Below are 22,789 nucleotides of genomic sequence, written 5' to 3' on the forward strand. Positions count from 1 at the left end.
GGTCTACCTGCGGCGCCGCAAGGGAACGGTCGACGCCGACGCCTTCGACGGGATGAAGGGATGAAAGAGAACCTGCTCTTCCTCATACCCCTGCTGCCCCTGACCGGGGCGGCGCTCAACATGGTCCTGGGGACGCGCCTGCCGCGCCGCCTGGCGGTAGCCATCTCCGTTTCGAGCGTGGCCGCGGCGACGCTGCTGACCATGCTGTTGTGGCCCCTCTGCGCCGGCGAGGGGACCCGGGCCACCCTCTATACCTGGCTGGCGAGCGGCTCCTTCCGGGCGCCGGTGGAGATCCTCTTCGACCCCCTCTCGGCCCCCATGGCCCTCATGGTGACGAGCGTCTCGACCCTCATCCACATCTACGCCTCGGGCTACATGAAGGAGGAGCGGGACTTCGCCCGGTTCTTCGCCCTGCTCAACCTCTTCGTCTTCGCCATGCTGGTCATCGTCCTGGCCGACAGCCTGCTCCTCCTCTTCCTCGGCTGGGAGGGGGTCGGCTTCTGCTCCTACGCCCTGATCGGCTTCTGGTACCGGGAGGAAAAGAACGCGGACGCCGGCCGCAAGGCCTTCCTGGTGACCCGGGTGGGGGACGTCTTCCTCGGCATCGCCGTCCTCTGGAGCTTCGCCCTGCTCGGGACGGTCTCGATCTCGGCGCTGAACGCCGGTGCCGCGGACCTGCCCTGCGCCACCGTCACCCTGCTCTCTCTCCTGCTGCTGGGCGGGGCCTGCGGCAAGAGCGCCCAACTTCCCCTGATGACCTGGCTGCCCGACGCCATGGCCGGCCCGACCCCGGTCTCGGCCCTGATCCACGCCGCCACCATGGTCACCGCAGGGGTCTACCTGCTGTGCCGCCTCTTCCCCCTGGTCTCCCTCTCCCCGGGGGCGATGGCTACGATCGCCACGGTCGGCGCCCTGACCGCACTCTACGCGGCGACCTGCGCCCTGGCCCAGCGGGAGATCAAGCGGGTGCTGGCCTACTCGACCATGAGCCAGGTCGGCTACATGTTCCTCGCCGTGGGAGCGGGAACGGTCTCGGGAGCCATGTTCCACCTCTTTACCCACGCCTTCTTCAAGGCGCTGCTTTTCATGGCCGCCGGCTGCGTCATCCACCTGGCCGGGGGCGAAAACGACATTTACCGGATGGGGGGAATGCGGCGCAAAAGCCCCCTTCTCTTCTGGAGTTTCCTCGCCGGCGGCCTGTGCCTGGCGGGATTCCCCCTGACCGGCGGCTTCTTCTCCAAGGACGGCATCCTCCTGGCGACCCTGACCGCGGCCCCCCCCCTCTACAGGGGGCTGTGGGCGGTGGGCGCCCTCACCGCCCTTTTGACCGCCTTCTACACCTTCCGCCTCCTTTACCTGGTCTTCGCCGGGGAGCCCCGGCAAAGGCACCACGGCCACTACCTGCCCCCGGTCATGGGCATCACCCTTCTGCCCCTTGCGGCACTCGGGCTCGGGGGAGGCCTGCTCAACCTGCCGGCCCTCTACGGCGGCAACGAAGCGTTGACAAGACTGCTCGGTCCCCTGGCGGGCCGCCCCGTGCATGCCTCCCACGAACTGGAGTGGACCCTCGCCGGGCTCGCCGCAGCCATCCTGGTCGCCGGCTGGGCCATCGCCCACTGGCGCTACGCTCGATTCAGGGGCGACCGGGAGGCGGCCCCGAATCGTTTCCTGCGGCAAGGCTGGGGCGCCGACTGGCTGGTGGAGAAAACCGTCCTCGTCCCCTTCCGGGCCCTGGCGACATTCTCCTGGAAAGGAGCCGACCAGACGGTCATCGACGGCCTGCTCGAATCGGCCGCCGCGGGCTGCCAGGGGGCGGGGGAGCGGCTGCGCCGCCTCACCACCGGCCGCCTCTCGGTCTACCTGCAGAGCCTAGCCTGGGGGCTTGTGGCGGTCCTCGGCTGGATGCTGATCGCGCTGGTGAAATAGCGGGGGCGAGGACAAAGGAAAAAGGTAGAAGGATAATGAACGCGTTTCTGGTATCTGGTATCTAGGCTTTTAGGTGCCCCCCCTTTCGACGCCGCCGGAGCGAAGCGGATATTTTGAGGAATTCGAGGGCAAATGTCTGAGCGAAGCGAGTTCTTGCCCGCGCTCAAAAAATCCGCGCAGCGGAGGGAACCCGCAGGGCAAGTCGTTGGGGCGCCCTTTCTCTGCTTACTCTCTTTGGGCGAGCAAAGAGAGTAAGGCGTCGTCCGGGGACGCAACCCCGATATTTTGCGATCGAACACAAAGGCCAACATGCACAACCTGACCCACATCCCCTGGCTTACCCTCCTCCTCGCCATCCCCATGGCCGGAGCCCTCCTTTGCCTGGTCCTGGCCCGGCGCCCGGCGGCCTGCCGCTGGATCGCCCTGGCCGCCACGGTCGCGGTCTTCGCCGTGGCCGCGGGCCTCTTCATCCAGGGCAACGCCGGCATGGGCTGGCTGTGGTGGGAGGACGCCCCCTGGATCGGCCGCTGGGGCATCCGCTACACCGTCGGCATGGACGGCCTCTCCCTCCTCCTGGTCCTGCTCTCCGCCTGTCTTCTGGTCCTGTCGGTGCTGATCTCCTGGCGGGAGATCGACCGCCACGGCCCCCTCTACTACGCCCTGCTTCTTCTGCTGGAGACGGGCATCCTGGGGGTCTTCCTCGCCCTCGACCTGGTCCTCTTCTATCTCTTCTGGGAGGTCATGCTCATCCCGATGTTCCTTCTCATCGGGATCTGGGGCCACGAACGACGGCTCTACGCGGCGGTGAAGTTCTTCCTCTTCACACTCGCCGGCAGCCTCCTGATGCTCCTGGCGATCCTCGGCCTCTACGTCCTGCACGGCCGCCAGACCGGGGACTGGACCTTCGCCCTGGCCGCCCTTCAGGAGACGGCCGTCCCCGCCGGGTTGGCCCCCTGGATGTTCGGCGCCTTCCTGCTGGCCTTCGCCGTCAAGGTCCCCCTCGTCCCGGTCCACACCTGGCTGCCCGACGCCCACACCGAAGCCCCCACCGCCGGATCGGTGATTCTGGCAGGCCTGCTCCTGAAGACCGGCGTCTACGGCCTGCTGCGCTTCGGATTTCCCCTTTTTCCGGAGGTCGCCCTGACCTCCCTCCCCCTGCTGGCCCTGCTCGCCCTGATCGGCATTTTCTACGCCGCCTGGATCGCCTACCTGCAGGTGGACGCCAAGCGCCTGGTCGCCTACTCTTCTGTCGCCCACCTCGGGTTCGTGATCCTGGGGATCGCCGCATGGAACGTCACCGCCCTTGAGGGAAGCATTCTGCAGATGGTCAACCACGGCATCACCACCGGGGCCCTTTTCGCCCTGGTGGGGATGATCGACGCCCGGGCGGGGACCCGCCGCCTCGACGGCCTTGGCGGGCTGTGGGCCAGGATTCCCGTCCTCTCCGCCTTCTTCCTCTTTTTCTGCCTCGCCTCGCTGGGGCTGCCGGGTCTGAACAACTTCGCCGGCGAGATCCTCATCCTGGTCGGCGCCTTCCAGGCCCGGCCCATCTGGGGAGCCCTCGGCATGGCCGGGGTGGTCTTCGCTGCAGCCTACACCCTGCGCCTGGCCCAGGGCGTCATCTGGGGGGAACCGCGGGACAAGGAACCCTGGCCGGACATGACCGTGCGCGAAGGGCTGGTGCTGGTGCCCCTGGCGGTGATGGTCCTGTGGCTGGGGCTCTACCCCGCCCCCTTCCTGGAGCCGCTGCGCGAACCGGTGCAACTCCTTCTGGACTCCCTCGCATCGGCACCGAAAGGAGGGTTGCCGTGAGCCTTCTCGAGCTGACCTCCCTGCTGCCGGTGCTGATCCTGGCCCTCGGCTCCACCGCCCTGCTGATGGCGGGAGCCTGGTGGCCCGCCTCCCGCAGTCTCCTTCTCACCGGGGTCGGCATCGCCCTGGCCGCCGCCCTCCATGCCGCCCTGGTTACGCCCCCGGCGGCGGAGGTGGCGGGAATGTTCGGAACGGGACCCTATGCCCGCTTCTTCACCGTCCTGTGGTCTCTTGCGGGCGCACTCACCCTCCTGCTGTCGCTGCGCTACGGACCCGAGCGGAATTTCCCCGCGGGCGAGTACGCCTCCCTGATCCTGTTCGCCTCCGCCGGCATGGCCCTTCTCTCCTCGGCGACCTCCCTGGTCGGCGTCTTCCTCGGCCTGGAGACCTTCACCCTGGTCTTCTACATCCTCATCGCCTTCCACAAGGAAAGCCCCGACGGGGCCGAGGCCGGCCTCAAGTACCTGGTGATGGGAGCGGTGGCCACCGGTTTTCTCGCCTTCGGCATCGCTCTGATCTACGCGGTCTCCGGTACCTTTCACATCCCCGAAGCGATGGCGGGCCTCGTCGCCGACGGCCGCCTTCGCCCTCTCGGCCTGGCCGGCTGGGCGATGCTGGTCGTCGCCCTCGGCTTCAAGATCTCCCTCGTCCCCTTCCATCTCTGGACCCCCGACGTCTATCAGGGGGCCCCCGCGCCGGTGACGGGCATTCTCGCCGCCGGCTCCAAGGGAGCGACGGTCGCCGCCCTGGTCCCCCTCCTCTCCGGCCCCCTGACGGGAGGAGACCTGACGCCCCTGCTCTGGCTCCTGTCGGCCCTGACCATGCTCGTCGGCACCCTCTGCGCCCTGCGCCAGGAGAACCTCAAGCGGATGCTCGGCTACTCCTCGGTCGTGCACATGGGCTACGTACTGATCGGCCTGATCGCCAGCGGGGAGATCGGAGAAAGCGCGGTCCTCTTCTACCTGGTATCCTACACCGCCGCCACCCTCGGCGCCTTCGGTACAATCGCCTCTCTCTCGGGCCCCGAGGGCGAGCCCCAGGACCTGTCGGCCCTGCGCGGCCTCGGCTACCGCCATCCCTATCGCGCCGGCGCCCTGGCGGTCTTTCTCTTCTCCCTGGCCGGCATCCCTCCCGCCGCGGGATTCATCGGCAAGTTCGGCATCTTCTACGCGGCGGTCAAAACCGGCTACGTCGGCCTGGCGATCCTCGGGGCCCTCGCCTCCCTCGTCTCCGTCGCCTACTACCTGCGGCCGGTAATGGCCATGTTCATGACCGAAGAGAAAGGCCCGGAGGTGCCCGCCGGAAACTCGGCAGAGCATACCGCCCTGGCCGCCTGCCTGGCGGCCACCCTGCTTCTGGGAATCCTTCCCGGGCCGCTGCTCGACCTGATCGCCCTTGTCCTTCCCTGATCAGAACCAGGAAGGAAGCCACCCAGACAATCACGACAAGGAGGACGCAGCATGAAATGCCATGAAGTCGATTACGAGATCGTCGGAGACGACATGCAGATGGTTACGGTCGAGCTCGACCCGGGCGAGACGGTCATCGCCGAGGCCGGGGCGATGAACTACATGGAGGAGGGGATCGCCTTCGAGGCGAAGATGGGGGACGGCTCACAGCCCGACCAAGGGCTCATGGGGAAACTCCTGGGCGCCGGCAAGCGGGCCCTGACCGGCGAGTCGCTTTTCATGACCCACTTCAGCAACGGCGGAGTCGGCAAGCGCCACGTCGCCTTCGCCGCCCCCTACCCGGGGCGGATCATCCCGATGAACCTGGCCCGGCAGGGAGGCGAGATCCTCTGCCAGAAGGATTCTTTCCTCTGCGCCGCCCTCGGCACCGAGGTCGACATCGCCTTCCAGCGCCGGCTCGGCGCCGGATTCTTCGGCGGAGAGGGCTTCATCCTGCAGCGTCTGCGCGGCGACGGCATGGTCTTCATTCACGCCTGCGGCACCATCGTCGAGCGGGAGCTGAAGGGCGAGACCCTGCGGGTCGACACCGGCTGCCTCGTAGCCTTCGAGCCGACGGTGGAGTACGACATCGAACGGGCCGGCAACCTCAAAAGCATGTTCTTCGGCGGCGAGGGTCTCTTTCTCGCCACCCTGCGCGGCCACGGCCGTGTCTGGATGCAGAGCCTCCCCTTCAGCCGACTGGCCGACCGGATCATCTCCCACGCCCCGAAGGCCGGGGGGAGCGCCAAGGGCGAAGGCTCGGTTCTCGGCGGCCTCGGGCGCATGCTCGACGGGGACTGAGGGGAAAGGAGGGGCCTCCCCAGGTCCCGTTTACCGCCGAGAAACGAAAAAGCCGGCGGGTTTCGCCCCGCCAGGCGAGTCACCTTTCTTGATCGGCCAAGAAAGGTAACCCAAAGAAGGCCGCCCCGCGCCTTGCCCTTAGGGTTCCCTGCGCTGCGCAGATGAATTCGGCACGGACGGAAACTCGCCTTCGGCTTCGGACATCCGTCCGCGTCTCTCCGAATTCATCCACTCCGCTCCGGCGGCGTCACAGGGGGAGAGTGCTCCCCGGAAAATCCCTGTTGAACCCAAAAAAAGGGCCATGGACGCGGGGAGTCGCCCCGGTCCATGGCCCTGTCTTTTTATCCCGGGAAGATTTCCCCGGTCCGCTTCCCTCCGGTTAGAAGGTGTAGACGACCGTGTTGGTCAGGCCGTTGGCCCTGATGGTGACCGTGTCGTGGACGCCTTCGGCGCCTCCCGGGATGTGGAAGGAGGCCGCACCCGAGGAATCGGTAGCGGGGGAATCGGACTTGGAGTAGTCGTCGGTGCCGAACATGCTGAAGGAGACGGTGCAGCCGGAGACAACGGGGTAGACCGTGGCGGTGACCGTCACGTCCGTCCAGGGCCCGGGGTCGAGGGGGCTCGGCACCGCGGTCACCGACACGATGTCGGAGCAGCTGTTGGAGACGGAAACGACCTCCTCGAAATCGACGGTGATCGTCTCGCCCGGCGCGACCTCGTCGAGGGGGACCGGCTTGAAGTCGATGACCATCTCCTTGCCGTTGGCGGGGGGCTGAAAGTTGGTGATGGTGATCGGGGCATAGCCGTCGATCTCCATGACAAAGGTGCCGCCGGCGCCGAAGAGGTTGGGAATCTTCCCGTCCGCGCCGATGTTTCCGGTCGTCAGGGTGCATACATCCGAAGCCTTGGAGGAGCAGGAACTGGGGGTGAACATCCAGTTGATGATCTTCCCGCCGATGTAGCCGCCGAGGGCCCCGGCGCCGATCACGACGGCGGCGGGAGCGCTGACCGTGATCACCCCGGCGGAGATCAGGTAACCGGCGGTGCCCGCGCCGATCAGGCCGCCGGAGACCCCCATATAGGAGGAGACGCCGGTCTCGGCCGCCTTGACCAGGTGCTTCTGGCGGACCTGCTTCAACTCATGGGCGAACAGCTCGGCATCGGTCGAGTCGGGGTTGTTGTACTGGGGATATTCCGCCATGAGTTTCTTGACGTCCTCGAGAGCCGCCTTGGGCAGGTCGCCCACCGCCTTTACCAGGCCGGGGGAGAGTCCGTTGTCCAGGCCGGGCACCAGGTTGAGGGCCTCATCGCCCGCCCCTTTCTGGGGGATGCTCAGTCCCGAACCCAGGCTCAGAACGCCCTTGCTCGCGCTAACAGCGTCGACGCTGGCGTTCAGGGCCTCCATGGCGGCGGCGAGATCCTCGCCGGTGTCGATAAAGGCATTCAGCAGGACCATCGCCTCGGCGTTGCTGAGGGCGTCGAGGTTGGCCCCCTCCCAGGCGTGGGCGGCCACGGCAAAGACGTGATTCTTCGCCACCACGTCTTCGAAGGCGTCGTTGTAGCCGGCGATGCTCGTGGTGAGGGCTACGGAACCGGGGCTGCCCGTGTCGTCGCCGTTCGAATCGTCCCCGGGGTTGGTGGTATCGTCCCCGAAAAGATCGTCCAAAATCTCACTGCCGTCACCGCCCCCGCCGCAACCGGCCAGGGCCAACGAAAAGACGAGAAACCCGACCAGAAAAACATTCCTCAAAACTCCAACCCCCTTGCTCATCACTTCCTCCTTCGTTAAACGGGCAACAAATTGTCTGCCGCACGGACCCATCCAGTGCGCCGGACATTTCAATGGCGTTTGGCCGCCCCGATCATGGAAACAAAAGACAGAACGGATAAAAAGAATCTTCGAAAACAGAAAAGCACAACTAAAGTAGGATTAAACCTAGGGCTTCTGAAGAGGATTACATCATAAAGATATTCTATTGTAAATCAAAAATAGATACTAATAGCCAACCTCGTCCATGCAAAAGACCAAGGTGTTGAAATAACACCTCATTCGTCCGAACCCTGTTCAGAGGAAAAACCCCGATGGTCCTGGACCGACCGACATAATGCCTTCCGGGCGGGCGACACCCTGATCTTGAACAAACACCTTTTCACAATCGCCGAAAGCATTTCGCTCGGCCTTGAAACAAAAGTTCTGGGTGGGTCCGTCAGAAAACGAGATCGTCAGGCCTCTCGCGCAAGGCCTCCTCAGCGCTTTCGGAGGGCACCGCCCGGGCCACCCCCTTGAGGCGGAAGCGGTCACAGGCGTCGGCTCCCACCGCAAACCATATTGCCCTGCCATCGGCCTTTCCAGCGCAAAGGAATTCGCAAATCCCCTGCCAACCTCTAAGAAAAAATACGAACGACATATCAGCCACTGGCGGTCATGGTCCCGACGCGCCACACCCCGGCGGTTTTTTACGGGCAGCAGTGTCCGGCCCTGCGCCGACTCTCCCGCGGGGAGGATCCCCTGTTGACAATCCTCGGCCGACTGCCTAGATTGAAGAGGGTCACCCGCCCCGGCAGCGTCATTCTTTCTTTGCAGGAAAACTGCTGCAAATGACCGAAGAAAGGAACGGATCATGACCGAAAAAATTGCGATTTTTCTGGCGGCGGACGCCTTCGGCGTGGCTGGGGCCTCTGCCGACCGCTCCAAGTTCGGCAACAAGGTTCTTCGCTGCCTCCTGCAATGCGGTCGCAGGGCGATACCGGTCAACCCGACAGCTGAATCGGTCGAAGGCATTCCCTGCGTGGCCAGCGTGTCGAACCTCCCGGAGGGTGTGAAAAGCCTCTCCGTGGTCACCCCGCCGAAGGTCACCGAGGTGGTGGTCGAACAGGCCATAGCCCGGGGTCTCGAGAACATCTTGATGCAGCCCGGTGCCGAAAGCCCCCGGGCCGTTGAGAAGTGCAGGGAGAAGGGCATCAACGTCATAGCCGACGGCAGTTGCCTCCTTGTGGCCCTCGGCTTTTCTGAGCACTAGGCCCCGGGAGACGGAAAGACCTTCCGAACGCGTTCGGTAGACAAAAAAGAGAAGCGCCCCGGCGGTATCCGCCGGGGCGCTTCTCTTCTCTAATCGGTGAAAATGGCAGGTCAGGCTTTGCTGACCTTGACGCTGACCCGGTTCTGGCCGAGGGGCATCATCTGCTGGACATTGAGCTCTTCGAAGTGGTGAGGTGCGAAAAGAAGTCCCTGGGGAACGTTTTCGCTGACCTTGACCGCACCCCTGGCCGAGCCGGTCGCGGAGGAGACCTGAATCGAGGCCCCGTCTGCAACACCGCAGCTCCGGGCATCTTCGGGGTTCATCTCGATATAGCCGGAGGGCCCAACCGCGAGGCAGCCCTCGGAATAGGTGGTGGTCGTCCCGAAATGGTAGAGGCTCTTGCCGCTGAGCAGCTGGAGCCCCTCGGTCCCGGCCCCTCCCTCCACGGGGGTATAGGTCATGCTCTTCTCGGCGGGGCGGAAAGCCTCCTTGAGGCAGGTCCTAACACCGCCCTCCCCGGCTGAACAGACATCGCTGTAAAGACCGGTCGATTCCTTGATCTCGGCCTGGAGCGCGGCAAGGTCGAGCCCCGTGGCCCCGGGGGCGACCCGGCTGTAGATCCCGGCCAGGATGGCCAGGTCCTCGCAGGCCTCGCCGACCGGCGACATGGCCCGGGCCAGACCGCCGACCCGCTGGTCGAGGGAGGTCACGGTACCGCTCTTCTCGGCGAAGGAGACTCCGGGCAGAACCACATCGGCCAACCGAGTGAGTTCCGACTCGAGAATATCCTGGACCACCAGGAAGTCGACCTGCTCCAGGGCCTTGCGCCAGCGTGCGCTCTCGGGATAGGCGACCAGGGGATTGGTCGCCGCGAGGTAGAGGAACTTGATCTCCCCTTTCTCGATCCCCTCGAGGATTCCCATGGCGTCGAGCCCGCCCTGGGGAAGCTTCTCCCTCCAGGCGCTTTCGAAAGCGCCCCGCGCCTGGTCGTAGTCCTGCTGGCCCGGCAGCATCTCGGGGCAGACCCCCATGTCGAGGAGGCCCTGGGTGTTGCCCTTCTCGTCTACGGGGAAGAGACCGCCGACATCGCCGTGCAGGGCCCCGGTTACAAGGGCGAGGTTGGCGATGGCCGCCACCTTGTCCTCGGCCGCCTCGCTGCGGGTCACGTCGCCGCCGAAGATAACGGCCACCGACTCGGCTTCGCCAAGGTAGAGGGCCGCCTCCTCGAGGATTTCCAGGGAAAGGCCGGTCTCCTGTACGGCCCGCTCCAGGTCGATGCCGAGGAGATGGGCCTTGAGCTCGTCCAGGTTCTCTACGAATTGATTCAGGTAACCATCGTCGGCCAGGCCCTTCTCGAGCACGATCCGCCCCAGAGCGTTGGCCAACTGCACCTCGCTGCCCGGCCGGTAACCGAGGAAGGTATTGGCGTGACGGGTCAGCTTGACCCGGCGCATGTTGGCGACCACCAGTTTGCCGTCGTTCTTCCGGCAGGACTTCTCGATCTGCCAGTCGATCGCCGGAGCCTCGGCGGTCACGTCGGAGCCGAAGACGAGGACCGCTCCGGCCCGGCCGATGCGGTCCATGCGGTTGCTGGCGCCCTTGAGGCCCAGCGTTCTGGAGAGAGTCTTGAGGGCGCGCAGGGCCCCGAAGCGGGCCTCGGAGTCGATGTTGTTGCTGCCGATGGCGGCCCGGAACAGCTTCTGGAAGAGGTAGTTCTCCTCGTTGGTCAGGCGGCCGGAGGCCAGGCCCGCCAATGCGCCTGCTCCCGAAGAGTCGCGCACCTCGGTCATCTTCCCGGCGACCGCGCCGAGGGCCTCGTCCCAGCCGGTACCGAGCCCGTTCAGCCGGGGCTGGACAAGGCGTTTGGCCGAGTTGACGAAGCCGTAGCCAAAGAAACCGCCGACGCAGAGCTGGCCTTCGTTGACCGTCCCCTCGTCCGGGGAGGTGACGCGGTAGACCTGGTTGTTCTTGACGTTGACCTCGATCTGGCACTGGCTGGCGCACAGGGTACAGACCGAAGGGGTCTTGCGCAGCTCCCAGGGACGGGCCTTGAATTTGAACGTCTTGGAGATCATGGTGCCGGTCGGGCAGACCGATACGCAGCTGCCGCAGAACTCGCACAGATCCAGTTTCTTGTCGATGAACGCCCGGTCCCCTTTGTCGTTGACGAACAGGGAGCTCGACCCCACGCTTTCGTGGCAGACCTTGACGCACTTCTCGCACATGACGCAGCGGGAAGGGACCTGCTGGATCAGGGGCCACTCGTTGATGTCCCCGGCGTTGACGTCCTCTGCCCGGTAAGGCTGGGCGGTCACGTCGAGGTCGTAGCAGATGTTCTGCAGGTCGCACTCGCCGGCGGCATCGCAGACCGGGCAGTCGAGGGGATGGTTGATCAGGAGAAGCTCCACGATCTGCTTACGGATTGTGGTGAGCTGCTCGGACTGGGTAGTGACGACGATCCCCTCTTTGACCGGCGTGTTGCACGCGGTCATCGGCCGATCGACCCCCTCGATCTCCACCGCGCAGATCCGGCAGGCGCCGGTCGGGGAGACCTTCTGAAGCCAGCACAGGGTCGGGATTGCGATGCCCAACTCCCGGGCAGCCTCCAGGATCGTCGTTCCCTCGGGCACCCCTATCGTCTTACCGTCAATCGTCAAGCTGACCATATATTTTCACCTCGAAGCCTGGGTAAGGGCGAAATGCCGGGACCCGGGTCTCTCATCCGCCCGTTCCGGCCCCGCCCCCTATTCACGTATTTTGTTCAGTTACACGGCCATCATGGCCACGCGGTAGCAGCGCAGGCAGCGCTCCGCCTCTCGGACCGCCTGGCTGTCCTTGAAGCCGAGCTCCACCTCGGAGTAGTTCCCCTCGCTGGCCCGCTCCGCACCGTGGATCTCGGCCTGATTCTCCCGGGCGGCGGAATCGAGCCAGGGAACCTGCTCGTTCTTGTCGTAGACCTCCAGATGAGAGAGAAGGTCTTCCATGATGTCATCGTCGTCCAGATAGGCTTTGCCCTCCTCGAGCCAACGCTGGATCACCTTGGCGGCACGATGACCGTTGCCGACGCAGGCGACGACGGTCAGCGGGCCGATCTCGGCGTCGCCGGAGGCGAAGACCCCCTCCAAATCGGTGATCAGGGTCCGGGAGAGAGGGTTGCCCATGTCGTCGTTCAAATTCCGGCCGGCTGCGTTCTTGAGCGGCAGGAACTTTGTGACGACGGTGTTCCAGCGGGTAATGTCGATCCCCATCTTCTCGGGGATGAAGGAGAGGTCGGGGTCCTGACCGATGGCCGGGATGACCGTGTCGCACTCGACGACGAACTCGCTCCCCTCGACGGGCTGGGGACGGCGACGGCCCGAATCGTCGGGCTCGCCGAGTTCCATGCGCACGCACTCGACGCCGGTGACCTGCTCGTTCTCGTCGACGACGATCTTCTTCGGAAGGACAAGGAATTCAAACTTGACACCCTCCTCGTCGGCGCCGTCGACTTCCCAGGAATCGGCCGGCATCTCCTTGCGGGTCCGGCGATAGAGCAGGACCGACTCCTCGGCCCCCTCGCGCAGAGCCACCCGGACGCAGTCGATGGCGGTGTTGCCGCCGCCGACCACGACGACCTTCTTGCCCATGCCCGTCGGCTGGCCCATGTAGGCCTCGCGGAGGAAGTCGATGCCGCCGGGAAGGAATCCCTTGTAGCCCTTGTCCTCGCCTTCGACTCCCATCGGCTTGGAGCGATGAGCGCCCGGGGCGAGCAGGACGGCGTCATACTTCTCCTTGAGCTCGGGCAGGCTGATGTCCTTGCCAACCCGGGTGTTGTAGATGATTTCGACCCCGAGGGCGGCGATGATGTCGATGTCGCGCTGCAGGATATGACGCGGCATCCGGTAGGCGGGAATGCCGACGGCGATCATGCCGCCGCCGTACCCTTCGGGCAGTGCCTCGTAGATGGTGCAGGGAAATCCCTCCAGGGCGAGATAATAGGCTGCGGCGAGGCCGGCCGGACCGGCGCCGACGATCGCAACCGTCTTGTCCTTGCGGGGCTTGGGCTGCATCGGGGGAATCTGGTTGTGCTGCCACTCGAAGTCCGACGCGGTCCGCTTCAGAACCATGATGTTGACCGAGTCGTCAACGTTCTTGCGGCGGCAGGCGCTCTCGCAGGGATGGGGGCAGACCCGTCCGCAGACCGAAGGCAGAGGCATGTTCTCGCGGATGGTGGCCAGGGCCTCGCCGGGCCGGTTGTCCTTGATCTCCTCGACGTAGGCGGGAATGTCGATATGAGCCGGGCATTTGCTCTGGCAGGGAGCGGTGAGCTGCACCTTGTAGTCGGCCTGCTTGGGCTGGCGCTCGCCGCGGATGTAGGCCAGATAGTCGTCCCGGTAGTGCTTGACGGTGTCGAGCACCGGGCGGGCGGAGGTCAGGCAGAGGGTGCATTTGCAGTTCTGCAAAAGAGCGGCGACGCTTTCGACGGTATCCAGGTCGCGCTCCTCGCCCTGGCCGGAGATAATGCGGGCCATGGTGTCCTGAAGAACGCGGGTTCCGCGCTTGCCCGGAGTGCATTTGGCGCAGCAGTAATCTTCCTGGACCCTTTTGGCGTACTCGGCGGCCATGGCAACGATGTCGACGTTCGGGTCGTTGACGATCACCCCGTCCCAACCCATAAAGGCAGACCAGGAACGTTCGCCGTCATAGGTCGTGGGGAGTTTCTTTTTGGCAACCTCCACCTCGCCGTCGCCACCTCGGCGATTGTCGACAATTTCTTTTCCCCAACTGGAAAACACAACCTGAGACAAGTTAACCTCCTATCCGGCTCACCCTCCTCGCGACAGAGGGCGGAAAACTCCCTGAAAAAAGGGAAAGACGGCCCGTTTTCCCCAGCTGTCTCTCCCCATTTTTGTATACAGTATGCAAGCTAATAACACAAAGAGCGTTGCAAAATCAAGGGAAATCTTCCCCGCGACCCCCTGATTCTCAGGGGTAAAATACTTGGAATGACGTGCGATTTTCCCCATGCCAGGGGGGAGTTCTCACGTCTCCGGGCTCACCGGCGGAGATTCATGGGAAGGGCGGAAAGGGCGTTGTTATTTGCCAGAGGCCGGAATACCGGCCCTCCCCCTCCCCGCGAATCCACTCCTGTTGCCAGTGGAACGTTTCAACCGTTATCGAGGGGAGCAGGTAATAATCGATGGCGACCCTGACCACGGCCCGGGCGCCGTCATCCCGGAACTCAACCGACTCCATTCCGACCCCGACGACATGGAGCCCCTTCAGAGCCTCGAACTGCTGCCGGAAATCCGAACGGTTGGCCTCGTCCACGTGCTGGGCCGCGCCGTGGTAGTCGCCCCAGCGCAACCGCTGGGCGAAATCGTCGCTGGCCTCGGAGAATTGCCGAGCGGGGACCATCTCCATGCCGCACCCCCCGAGCATCCCCGCTACCAGAAAAACAACCAGAAGCCCTCTTTTCAAAACCGGCACGAACCCCTCTTTTTTTTGCATGCCATCCCCCTTGCAAATTGCCTATTGCAGGTTAGTATGGAATTCGGTTTCCGTCGATCGTCCGGCACCGGGCGTCCCGCCCGGAGCCGACTCCGGTCGCGCCGCCCGTCTTTTCGCCCAAGACAACCGGGCCTCGCACCCGCCCACTTGCCGCCACACCTCCGAAGGCCTCGCAACCCAGGATGGCGCATGAAAAAAATCGAAGTCTACACCAAGAGCTACTGCCCTTATTGCGCCCGGGCTCTGGAGCTGCTCCAGATCAAGGGAGTCGATTACTCTCTCTACGACGTATCGGCAGACCCGGCCAAAGAACTGGAGATGCAAGAGCGCTCCGGACAGGAGACGGTGCCCGAGATCTTCGTGGAGGGCACCCTTCTGGGGGGCTGCGCCGAACTGTTCTGGATGGACGAAAAGGGCGAGCTGGACCGGCTCCTCGGCCTCAGGGCCGGCTGCTGCGAATAACCTCGATCAACGCCAGGGCCAACTCTACCCGACCGAAGGGGGGCATGAGATAGTACCCCCCGACCCTTGCCCCGCCCGCCTCGATCAGCTCCCGGGCAATGGCAATCCCCTCCTGCACCCCCTCTTCCCCCTGCTTCCCCCGCATGCGCCTGCGCACCTCCTCGGGCAGCGTGATACCGGGCACCTCGTTGTGGAGGAACTCCGCATTGCGCTCGCTCACCAGGGGCAGGATCCCGACCAGGACCGGCACCCCGAGGGGTGCGGTCTTCTCCAGCAGGGTCTCGAGAACCTGTACCGAGTAGACCGGCTGGGTTTGGACGAAGCGGGCCCCGGCCGCCACCTTCTTCTCCAGACGCCGCAGCTGCCCCTCCATGCTCGGCAGGTTGGGGTTGAAGGCGGCCCCCGTCAGGAAGCCGGTCCGTCCCCGGAGTTCGGTTCCGAACAGGGTGCGTCCCCCGTTCAGCGAGGAGAGGAGCTCCAACAGGCCGATCGAATTGAGGTCGAAGACGCTGGTGGCTCCGGACTCGCCCCCCACCGCGACCGGATCGCCGGTCACCGCCAGCACGTTGCGAATCCCCATCAGGTGTGCCCCCATCAACTCCGAATGGAGACCGAGCAGGTTGCGATCCCGGCAGGTCACATGGACGATGGCCTCCACCCCCGTTTCGTCCTGAACAAGGCGGGCCAGGGCCATGTTCCCCAGGCGGATGCGGGCCAGGGGGTTCTCCGCCAGACTGATGGCGTCCACCCCCGCCTCGGCCAGGGCGCGAGCCCCGGCGAGAACCTTGGCGCAGTCGATCCCCCGCGGAGGGTCGAGCTCGACGGTGATCACGGGGCGCCGGCCCCAGTCGCTCAGAAAGGTCCGCTCCGGCTCCGGGGAGGGGACTCCGGGGCGAGGCTCGGCGGGCTCCGCCGGTCCCGCGCCGACCCGCCCCCCGGGCCTGACTCCCCGCAGGGCCAGGGAAAGGGCCCGGATGTGCTCGGGGGTGGTCCCGCAGCACCCCCCCACCAAGGCGGCCCCGACCTCCGCCATCTCTTTTCCCGCCGCGGCGAAATACTCCGGCGTCGCCAGGTAGATGTAGCGCCCGTCATGATACTGGGGAAAGCCTGAATTGGGATACGCCGAGAGCGGAAGGTCGCAGACCGCGGCCATGCGCGCGAGCACCCCCTTCAACTCCCGGGGCCCTGAGCCGCAGTTGGCCCCGAGAGCCGAGGCCCCCGCGGCCTGAAGGCGGCGGGCCGCCTTCTCGGCGGACACACCGTCCCGGGTGACTCCCCCTTCCATAAAGGCCATCTGGGCCACGGCGGGCAGGCCGAGCTCCACGGCCAGGGCCAGGGCCAGTTCCAGATCCTCCAGGCCGGGAAAGGTTTCCAGCACGAACAGATCCACCCCCCCTTCGGCGAGGGCCTCCATCTGCTCCCGTAGCACCTCCGCCTTCTCGGCGGGGGCCAGTTCACGATCCTGACCCCGGGGCCGGATGAGGGGCCCCACCGAACCGGCGACAAAGATGTCGCTTCCGGCCACCGACCGGGCGAGGCGGGCGCCGGCAAGATTGATGGAACGAACCTTTTTCTCCAGGCCGATGGTCGAAAGGCGCAGGGACGAGGCGCCGAAAGTGTTGGTCTCCAGCACCTGGGCCCCCGCGCGAAGGTAGTCCTCGTGCACCCGCCGCACCTGCTCGGGACCGACCAGGTTGAGATGCTCGAAGTTGGCCTCCAGGGGGACGCCCCGGCTGTAAAGGAGGGTTCCCATGGCGCCGTCGCCGACCAACACCTCTGCGGCCAGGCGTTCCAGAAAGAGCTTGCTGCGTCGGGTCGATGGGTTCATGGCTCAGAGGGGATAGAGAGAAGAGAGAAGAGATCGGGGCGGACATCCGCCGCCGTTATGCCACAAAAACGGGCAAAAAGAAAGGGCCTTGGGCGGGCATCGCCTTCGCCGGACAAGCGATACGGCGGGGTCAGCTCTGCTCGCGCAGGATGGCGGTGTAGAAGAGGTGGCCGTCCGACTCCGCCACCGAAAGGGAAACCTCCAGGGAGAAGGTGGTGCCGTCGCGGCGGCGGGCGGGCAGGCGGTGGACCTTGCGCAGGAGGCTGCCGGCGTTCTCCCGAAGGTAGTTCTCGACCCCCCCGTCGCGGAGCGAGCCGCACTCCTCGTCGACGAGACGGGTAACCGGCACCCCCAGGATCTCCCGCTTGCTGTAGCCGAACATCCGCTCGGCCTGGCGGTTGAAAAGGATGATCTGCCCGTTGCTCAGGAAGGAAACGATCACGTCGCGGGCGGTCTCGGTGAGGGTCCGGAACCTCTTCTCCGACTCCTCCAGGTGCTCGGTCTTCTCCCGCAGGTGGTCGATCATCTCGTTGAAGCCGTCGATGAGAATCCCGATCTCGTCCCCGCTGCGGCTGGAAATCTTCCTCTCGAACCGCCCGGTGCGCACGATCTCCCCGATGGCCCCTCCGAGCCGCCCCAGGGGACCGGTGACCGCCAGCCGGGTCAGCAGCCCCAGGCAGGTGACCAGGGCCAGGAAGATCCCCCCCGTATAGAGGCCGACGTTGCGAACGTTGGCGACGACCTGGCGGGAGAGCTGGTCCATGGGGATGGTCACCGAAGCGGCGCCGATAACCTCCCCCACCCGGTAGTTGTAGGCCTGGTCGGCCTGCTCGGGAAACAACTCCTTGAGGAAGGCGGGGGCCTGGGCGGGGTCGCCGTGACACTCCAGGCAGCTCTCTTCGGCCCGAAAGGGCTGCAGGTAGCGGAAGACCCGCTCGCCGTCCAGCTCGGTAATGGCAAAGCGTTCCGGCTGGCCCGGTTGATCCTTAAACGTCTTAAGTTCGGCCGCCTCGAAGGCATCCGGGGCATTCATGGGGTTGCGGTAGCGGTTGGAGACCTGGCGGATGCGGTAGCCCACGTCCTTGGCCACCCGCTGGCCGATGCGGTTGGAGGCGACCACCGGGATCAGGCCGTAGCGCTCGGCGGAGAGCCGGACCCCCCCGGAGTCCAGCTCGTCGGAGATGTACTCCCGTGTCTGGATGGCCTCGGAGGCGATGATGCGGGCCTTCTCCTTGGCCTCCCCGATGATGAAGGCCTTCTGCTGCCGGTAGCTGAGATAGGTCGCCAGGGCGAACAGGGAGAGAAGGATGACGGTGACGATGAGAATGACCTTGGACAGCAGGCCCAGGTTGCGCAGTGGATTCATTATGGGAGGTCCCCTCGGCGGAAAATCCCAACAATTCTAACCCGAAACGAGCCGATTGCAAGATGCCCCCGAGGAGCGATCAGACCGGGAGGCGCCCAAGTCGCTGGAGAAACTGGAGCAGGATCGCCGCGGTGAGCCCCCAGACCTCGTGCTCGTCCACGGTGCAGAAGTGGACCGGGTGGCACCGGCCACGGTGGCGCCAGTCCTCCCGGCGCCATCGGCCGGGATCGCTCAGAACGGCGAGGGGCGCCTGGATGACCTCGGCGACCTCCGCGGAATTGACCTGAAAGGGGTAGGGGTGGGGAATGGTGCCGACATAGGGGGTGACGCGGTAGTCGTGAACCGAAACGATATCGTCCAGTCGGCCCAGCAGGGTGACGTCCGCCGGCCGGATGCCCATCTCCTCTTCGGTCTCGCGCAGGGCCGTCTGCTCCAGGTCGCCGTCCTCGTCATGACTTGCGCCGCCGGGAAAGGCAATCTCGCCCCGGTGGTGGGGGAGGTCCTCGGTGCGGCGGGTCAGGAGCACCCACCCCTCTCCGCCCTTGACGAACAGGGGCATCAGCACGGCCGCGGGGCGCAGGGCCCCCAGGTCGAGAATCCGGCTGGGGTGGCGGGCCAGGGCGGCCCTCACCTCGACGGGGTCGATCATCAGACTGCCACGCTGACCGCGTTCTCCTTCAGGGCGGCGATGGTGGCGGCGTAGTCCGGGGTTCCGAAAACGGCGCTTCCGGCGACAAAGACATCGGCGCCGGCGCCCGCGATCAGGCCGATATTGTCGGTCTTCACCCCGCCGTCCACCTCCAGTTCCACCGGCAGGCCGCGCCGCTCGATCTCCCGGCGCAGGGCCTCGATCTTGGGCAGGCAGGAAGGAATGAAGCTCTGCCCGCCGAAGCCCGGGTTGACGGTCATGACCAGCACCAGGTCGATCTCCTCGAGGATCACCTCCAGGGAAGAGACGGGGGTGGCGGGATTGATGGAGACGCCGGCCCTTTTGCCCAGGCTCTTGATGAGCTGCACGCTGCGATGCAGGTGGGCCGAAGCCTCGAGGTGAACGGTGATGATGTCGGCGCCGGCCCTGGCGAATTCGGGGATGTAGAGGTCGGGGTTCTCGATCATCAGGTGCACGTCGAGGGGCAGGGCCGTCACCTTGCGGGCGGCCTCCACCACGAGGGGGCCGATGGTGATGTTGGGCACGAAATGGCCGTCCATGACGTCGATGTGAACGTAGTCGGCGCCTCCGGCTTCGATGGCGCGGATTTCGTCGCCCAGGCGGGCGAAGTCGGCGGACAGGATGGAAGGGGCGATCTTGACCATGGCGGAACTCTCTTTCTTCTTAATTGTCAGAAGGTCTGGGCGTCAAAGCAGCAGGGAAAAACATTTCCCGGAGAGATTCTCTATCAAAAGGGTCGCAAAGGGCTTTTTACCACAGGGTCCCGAAGAGCGCAGAGGAAATAATCATGCCGGCAAAAGGTTTTCCTCGGCGGCCCCTACCCTTTCCTGAATCGCACCGCGTAAAAAGCGTCCATCCCCCCGTGGCGATGGGTCAAGGTGCGCAGGGCGCCCTCCCCGTCGAAGAGCTCTCCCCAGGAAGGGGGCGCGACGGGGCGCAGGTCCTCCCGCACAAAGTCCGGGCGGGCGGCGAGAAAACGTTCGACCACCCCCGTGGTCTCCTCCGGGGAGAGCGTGCAGAGGGAATAGAGCAGGCGGCCGCCGGGCCGCACCAGGGGGGCGACGCTGGCCAGGATGGCCCCCTGGACCCGGGCCAGTTCCCCCAGGTCGGACTCGGTGCGAGTCCAGCGGGTCTCCGGGTTGCGCCGAAGCACCCCCAGACCGCTGCAGGGCGCGTCGACCAGCACCCCGTCGAAACTCTCCGCCTCCAGAAAGGGGGGGGGAGCCATCAGGTCCCAGGGGCGGGTCTCGATCCCGTCGCAGCCGAGCCTCCGGGCCCCTTCCTCCACCAGGCGCAGCCGCCGCGGGTACAGGTCTAGAGCCAGGATCGACGCCCCGTTGTCCGCCAGGGCGGCCAGGTGGGTCGTCTTCCCCCCCGGGGCGGCGCAGGCGTCCAAAAGGCGTTCCCCCTCCGCAGCCTGCAGCAGATGGGCGATGAGCATGCTCGCCTCGTCCTGAACCTGATACCAGCCCTCTGCCGCACCGGGCAGTGGCCCGTCCCCCCGCTCCTCGAGGACGACCCCCTCGGGGGCGTACTCCGAGGGCACCCCGCGGTGCCCGGCCTTCTGCAGGGCATCCAGGTACGCGTCCCGTGTGACCCTCAGGGTGTTCACCCGCAGGGTGAAAGGGGGCTGACTGGAGAGGGCCTCGGCGAGACCGAAGGCCTCCTCCTTGCCGTACTCCTTCAGCCAGCGGCGCGCCAGCCACCACGGAAGGGAGAGGACATGCTCGAGATAAGCCTGGGACTGACGGTCCCTGTCGGGCCAGGGGATGCTTGCCGCTCCCCTGTCGAGGGCGCGCAGGATGCCGTTGATGAACCCGGTGGCCCGGTCCAGCCCCTCTCTCCGGGCGAGTTCCACGGTCTCGTGGACCGCCGCCCGGACGGGAATGCGCTCCAGGCAGAGGATCTGGTAGGCCCCGAGGCGCAACAGGCAGAGGATGCGCGGCTCCACCTTGGAGAGGGGCTTGCGGCAGAACCGGGACAGAGCGAAGTCCAACCGTCCCCGCTGGCGCAGGACCCCGTAGACCAGTTCCGTGGCCAGCGCACGGTCCCGGCCGTCCATCCCCTCCGACCGGGTCAGGGCGCCGTCGAGGGTCAGGTCGGAGAAGGCTCCCTCGTCCACCCTGGAGAGGACATCGAAAGCGATTTTTCGTGGACTGGCTGTTTTCAAATCGGCTCCAAAGAAAGAGGGGCGCGACGAGCACGCCCCTCGGGGAAGGTCGATGGTTAGGGGTCGCCTCAGACGACGGTCATGCTCTCCAGCCGGCGGATGCGCTCCTCCATCGGAGGGTGGGTGGAGAAGAGGGCCCGCAGGCCTCCGCCCTTGAGCGGGTTGACGATGAACATATGGGCGGTGGCCTCGTTCACCTTCGGCATGGGAATCTGCCGGTTGGCGCTCTCGAGCTTGCGCAGGGCATTGGCCAGGTAATGGGGATTGCCGGAGAGTTTCGCCCCGCCCTTGTCCGCCGCGTACTCCCGGGAGCGGGAGATGGCCATCTGCACGAGCATCGCCGCGATCGGGGCGAGGATCATCATCGCGATCATGGCGATCGGGTTGCTATCCTCGTCGTCGCTGCCGCCGAAGAGCATCGACCACTGGGCCATGTGAGCCATGTAGGAGATGGCCCCGGCGATGGTTGCGGCGATGGAGCCGATAAGGATGTCGCGGTGCTTGACATGGCTCATCTAGTGGGCCATGACCCCCGTCAACTCCTCGCGGGAGAGGATCTGGAGAATCCCTTCGGTGGCGGCCACCGCGGCATGTTTGGGATTGCGCCCGGTGGCGAAGGCGTTGGGGGTGGGCTGGGGCAGGGTATAGACCTTGGGCATCGGCAGGCCGCCCCGCTGGCAGACCTCCTGGACCACCTCGTAGAGGGGGCCGGCGTGGACCTCCTTACCCTTGTACATTTTGAGGACGATCTTGTCGGAGAACCAATAGGAACCGAGGTTCATGACCCCCGCCATGATCAGGGCGATCAGGGCTCCTCCCTGTCCGCCGAGGGCGCCGCCGGCCCAGACCAGGACCAGGGTCAGGAAAGTCATCAGGGCGGCCGTTCTAAGGATATTCATAGCGTTTTCACCTTTTTGCAGTAATCGATGGAAAAGACCGGCCCCCCTCAGGCAGCCGGGAGGGCCTCAATGCTCACAATATCAATATAAATACTGGCAGGAGGAAAATCAAGAGCCTCAGGCGGTCACGTACTCGTCCAGGGTCCTCTCCACCTCGGCCAGGACGATGTGGGTGTTGACGCAAGGGCCCTCGGGACGTCGATTGAGAATCCCGATGACCGGCAGGGGGTAGGCGTCGCGGATTCCGGAGGTCAGATCCCTCTCGCAGGCCACCGCGAGAATGAACCGGGGGCGCTTCTCGACGATAATCTTGCGCGCCAGGGTCCCGCCGGTGGCGACGGCGATGTCGATCCCGCGACTGGCGGCGAGTTCGGCCAGACCGCTGATGTCGCACTTGCCGCAGCGCCGGCACTTTTTGACATCCCCGGTGATCTTGATCGCACAATCGAACATCTGGATGCAGTGGGGCAGGAGGATAAGGGTCTTGGCGGGCGGAACCCGCAACTTCTTGGCCCGCACCAGCTGGTTGTTAAGGGCGATGAAGGACTGCTGCAGGGTGTCCCGGTCGATCCCGGCCAGACGGCCCAGGGCGATGATGGCGGGAAAGAGGTACTTGATGACGACTTTGCGCAGCCGCTCGGAGAAGAGCAGGTCCCGGCCGGACAGCAGGGTGAGGATGAGCAGGGAAAGCCCTGCGACGATGGACAGGGAAAGGGCCGCCAGCACCACTCCGAAGAAGACCGGCAGGGCCGGGTGGATAGTGCCCAGGCCGACGTTCGGAACCCACCACAGAAGGAAAGCCACTGCCAGGACCAGGGCGCAGGCTACACCCAGCAGCCCGATAAAGAGCCGCTTGCGCGGGTGGTAGGCCTCCGGGGAAGGCTCGACCGCGGGCAC

Annotated in this window: 16 protein-coding genes and 1 pseudogene; 6 read left to right on the plus strand and 11 right to left on the minus strand. The window is 65.4% G+C overall.

The window, feature by feature from the left end; all coding sequences use genetic code 11:
• Positions 1–60: 60 nt before the first annotated feature.
• The 4 genes from nuoL (at position 61) to C0617_RS08515 (ending at position 5,987) form a co-directional block, all read left to right on the plus strand.
• Positions 61–1,926, plus strand: a complete 1,866-nt coding sequence (gene nuoL / locus C0617_RS08500) for an NADH-quinone oxidoreductase subunit L (protein ID WP_291316593.1) — start codon at positions 61–63, stop codon at positions 1,924–1,926.
• Between the two features lie 309 nt (positions 1,927–2,235).
• Positions 2,236–3,738, plus strand: coding sequence for an NADH-quinone oxidoreductase subunit M (locus C0617_RS08505; RefSeq protein WP_291316594.1), 1,503 nt, complete (start codon positions 2,236–2,238; stop codon positions 3,736–3,738).
• Positions 3,735–5,147 carry an NADH-quinone oxidoreductase subunit N gene (locus C0617_RS08510; protein WP_291316595.1) on the plus strand — a complete coding sequence of 471 codons (1,413 nt, stop codon included), beginning with the start codon at positions 3,735–3,737 and terminating at the stop codon, positions 5,145–5,147. Before C0617_RS08505 ends, C0617_RS08510 begins: the two co-directional genes overlap by 4 nt.
• Positions 5,148–5,198: 51 nt before the next feature.
• Entirely contained in the window at positions 5,199–5,987 is a 789-nt protein-coding gene (locus C0617_RS08515; RefSeq protein WP_291316596.1) for a TIGR00266 family protein, read from the plus strand.
• A 379-nt stretch (positions 5,988–6,366) separates the two neighbouring features.
• Here the strand turns inward: C0617_RS08515 and C0617_RS08520 are convergent, their stop codons facing one another.
• A complete protein-coding gene (locus C0617_RS08520; protein WP_291316597.1) occupies positions 6,367–7,758 on the minus strand; it encodes a hypothetical protein in 1,392 nt (463 codons plus the stop codon).
• Positions 7,759–8,608: 850 nt separating this feature from the next.
• Here C0617_RS08520 and C0617_RS08525 point away from each other — a divergent pair.
• Positions 8,609–9,007 (plus strand): CoA-binding protein, encoded by a 399-nt coding sequence (locus C0617_RS08525; RefSeq protein ID WP_291316598.1) that lies wholly within the window; start codon positions 8,609–8,611, stop codon positions 9,005–9,007.
• A gap of 110 nt (positions 9,008–9,117) precedes the next feature.
• Here C0617_RS08525 and C0617_RS08530 read toward each other — a convergent pair whose 3' ends face one another.
• The 3 genes from C0617_RS08530 to C0617_RS08540 all read right to left on the minus strand — a co-directional run bounded on the left by C0617_RS08530 (position 9,118) and on the right by C0617_RS08540 (position 14,497).
• On the minus strand, positions 9,118–11,673 hold the full coding sequence (locus C0617_RS08530; protein ID WP_291316599.1) for a molybdopterin-dependent oxidoreductase: 2,556 nt from the start codon (positions 11,671–11,673) through the stop codon (positions 9,118–9,120).
• A 99-nt stretch (positions 11,674–11,772) separates the two neighbouring features.
• The gene (locus C0617_RS08535; RefSeq protein ID WP_291316600.1) at positions 11,773–13,794 is read right to left on the minus strand and encodes an FAD-dependent oxidoreductase; all 2,022 of its coding nucleotides are present in this window, start codon (positions 13,792–13,794) and stop codon (positions 11,773–11,775) included.
• 262 nt (positions 13,795–14,056) lie between these two features.
• Entirely contained in the window at positions 14,057–14,497 is a 441-nt protein-coding gene (locus C0617_RS08540; RefSeq protein WP_291316601.1) for a hypothetical protein, read from the minus strand.
• A 189-nt stretch (positions 14,498–14,686) separates the two neighbouring features.
• Between C0617_RS08540 and grxC the strand changes: the two genes are divergently transcribed.
• Positions 14,687–14,959 carry a glutaredoxin 3 gene (grxC, locus tag C0617_RS08545; protein ID WP_291316602.1) on the plus strand — a complete coding sequence of 91 codons (273 nt, stop codon included), beginning with the start codon at positions 14,687–14,689 and terminating at the stop codon, positions 14,957–14,959.
• Here grxC and C0617_RS08550 read toward each other — a convergent pair.
• The 7 genes and pseudogenes from C0617_RS08550 to C0617_RS08580 all read right to left on the minus strand — a co-directional run bounded on the left by C0617_RS08550 (position 14,937) and on the right by C0617_RS08580 (position 22,789).
• A complete protein-coding gene (locus C0617_RS08550; protein ID WP_291316603.1) occupies positions 14,937–16,787 on the minus strand; it encodes a bifunctional homocysteine S-methyltransferase/methylenetetrahydrofolate reductase in 1,851 nt (616 codons plus the stop codon). The two genes, grxC and C0617_RS08550, sit on opposite strands and share 23 nt — an antisense overlap.
• A 130-nt stretch (positions 16,788–16,917) precedes the next feature.
• On the minus strand, positions 16,918–18,153 hold the full coding sequence (locus C0617_RS08555; RefSeq protein WP_291316604.1) for a DUF3365 domain-containing protein: 1,236 nt from the start codon (positions 18,151–18,153) through the stop codon (positions 16,918–16,920).
• A gap of 79 nt (positions 18,154–18,232) precedes the next feature.
• Positions 18,233–18,802, minus strand: coding sequence for a CoA pyrophosphatase (locus C0617_RS08560; protein ID WP_291316605.1), 570 nt, complete (start codon positions 18,800–18,802; stop codon positions 18,233–18,235).
• Positions 18,802–19,467, minus strand: coding sequence for a ribulose-phosphate 3-epimerase (rpe, locus tag C0617_RS08565; protein ID WP_291316606.1), 666 nt, complete (start codon positions 19,465–19,467; stop codon positions 18,802–18,804). The genes C0617_RS08560 and rpe overlap by 1 nt, the downstream gene beginning before the upstream one ends.
• Before the next feature lie 173 nt (positions 19,468–19,640).
• On the minus strand, positions 19,641–20,993 hold the full coding sequence (rsmB, locus tag C0617_RS08570; RefSeq protein ID WP_291316607.1) for a 16S rRNA (cytosine(967)-C(5))-methyltransferase RsmB: 1,353 nt from the start codon (positions 20,991–20,993) through the stop codon (positions 19,641–19,643).
• Positions 20,994–21,061: 68 nt separating this feature from the next.
• A pseudogene (gene htpX / locus C0617_RS08575) lies at positions 21,062–21,892 on the minus strand (zinc metalloprotease HtpX).
• 117 nt (positions 21,893–22,009) lie between these two features.
• Positions 22,010–22,789: a DUF116 domain-containing protein gene (locus tag C0617_RS08580; RefSeq protein ID WP_291316608.1), complete on the minus strand. Its 780-nt coding sequence runs from the start codon at positions 22,787–22,789 to the stop codon at positions 22,010–22,012.

The organism is Desulfuromonas sp. (assembly GCF_002868845.1).
GTDB lineage: Bacteria > Desulfobacterota > Desulfuromonadia > Desulfuromonadales > BM501 > BM501.